General features: G+C 40.1%; 1 protein-coding gene. It reads right to left on the reverse strand.

Annotation, left to right across the window (positions count from 1 at the left end; genetic code table 11):
- Positions 1 to 89: 89 nt before the first annotated feature.
- Entirely contained in the window at positions 90 to 1,853 is a 1,764-nt protein-coding gene (locus UF06_RS15830) for a hypothetical protein (protein ID WP_052702567.1), read from the reverse strand.
- Positions 1,854 to 1,967 lie beyond the last annotated feature (114 nt).

Below are 1,967 nucleotides of genomic sequence, written 5' to 3' on the forward strand. Positions count from 1 at the left end.
AGCCAAGCAAAATTAGTGTGCCAATGAAGCAGAAACGTTGCATGATGAACCCCGGCTTCTTGGAGCAAGTCTTAGTTGCTGGATTTAAGTCAATGACTAAATTCTAACCATTCATGCGGACGCCCTGTGGCCTTTGGTGGTACGATCCAGACAGCACAGTTATTTGGCCCTTGAACACCTTCCTGTTCAATAAAAACTAACCCCGCATAGATGATTGCATGACTCTTGCGCGATAGATCAATCAGAATATCCATATCATCTCGATGGACTGATAATTCAGGCCATACGATTAAATCAATTTTTTGACCTCGCTCATTACGTTCTTCATCGGTTACACGCTGGGCATCAATATGCTTACGAACTAATGCAGCCACATCGGCAACGTGCCTCCGATGAAACGACCGAAACTTCTTATCATCTAACATCCAACCGTAATCCTCAAAATCTCGAATACGAGGCAACTTAGACTGAACCATTGCAACAGTTAATTCACGCTTATCCTCCGTCCAATCAAGCATTACTGATTCAATCAAACTAGGCATAGTTGAGTGTCTACAGTACATTTTTTCTAAAGTACTTAAACGTTGAACAATTAGATTTTTAAAAGAGGTGATGGTCCACTGGTTAGGCCATGTATAACCTTGGTCGTTAACATTGATACCTGGCCAAATGAGAAGCTTAGATATCAATGTGGTCAACCAATGAGAAACTTGAGCAGATTCACCGACTATAGCTTGTGGGGTATTCATCATCCCCAATGTTCTTTTATCTGGACTCGTTTTAATTCCTCTATAACCAAGTTTTGCTGTCATAGATGAGCCAAACCCAGACCAATCGACATTTCCAACTAGTGCAGAGCGTGCGCAAATTGCGATTTTTTGGATCGCACTAATTTCAGAGGACACATCAGTTAGGTGTGGACTTAGTTGTGATTGAGATTCGGTAAGTTCTAGTTTGACTTTTAATTTTGCATTGAACAGCCCGAACTGAGGAGTACGATGATAGCTTGCACCTTCTAGGTTAACTTTGGTACGAGTAATGTCTATCAGTTGATTTGTATTAGCTTCAAGTAATTGCTTAGGCTCTTCCAGTAGCGATAACATCAATTTGAGCAACATGACTTCATTTGCGTAAGGATTATCACCACGTTGGATGAGACTCAATAAAGATTTATCACCGCTAATTTTTTCTAGCTCTCCAAGTAACGTTTTACGATCAATCGCATATTGTTTAGCAAGCTTTTTGATACTCTCTTGTTTTGCCCATTCCACACCAAGAGAACGAGCATGCCTGATTAAGGCTATGAATAGCGTTAGATTTTGCGAAGCAATCTTGGTTAAGATAGACAAGCAAACATCTGGCTTTAACTTATCCAAAAGACAAGAAATTGAACGAGTTAAGGGTTTATTATCATCGCTAAATTGCGCAGCAAGCAACACATTTGCTGCAATTTTAGAAGCATTAATTTGGTTATCAGGTTTGATTTCCCTAAAGCCCTTGATTAACTTAATGATCATATCATGATCAGCATTGCTCGAACTTTTTTCTAGGTTCGAATCTCGTCTGCAAAGCAGTAAAAACTGTGCTTGCTCTAAGAGCAGATTAAAACGACTGTTTCTAACATCAGCATTATTGCAAACCAACATTGCTTGATGTTGAAGATGTTCGAAGTATTCATCATATTTAGCATGAAGTGGGATATATTTAGGGTCTAAACGGTCAATAACAGTTGCACTATGGCGGAATACTTCTGATAGGCAGTATCGTGCAACCGATTGAATTTTAGCCTCAGGGTCAATTAACTTCTTGTTTAACTGCTGTAAGACAGGCTCCAACAAACGTAAGCGCATCATAAACCCCGCATTCTAATCGTCTAGCCCGAATAATAAGATCAAACCTCCAACCCAAAGGAGATTTGAAATGGCCAAACGACGCACTAACCAAGAATGGCGAACCCTGTTCGAACA

Origin of the sequence: Vibrio sp. S234-5 (genome assembly GCF_000960595.1) — a bacterium.
Classification (GTDB): domain Bacteria; phylum Pseudomonadota; class Gammaproteobacteria; order Enterobacterales; family Vibrionaceae; genus Vibrio.

Coding starts and splice junctions, on each gene's coding strand:
- UF06_RS15830 (WP_052702567.1), bottom strand. CDS start 1,853: ATGATGCGCTTACGTTTGTTGGAGCCTGTCTTACAGCAGTTAAACAAG.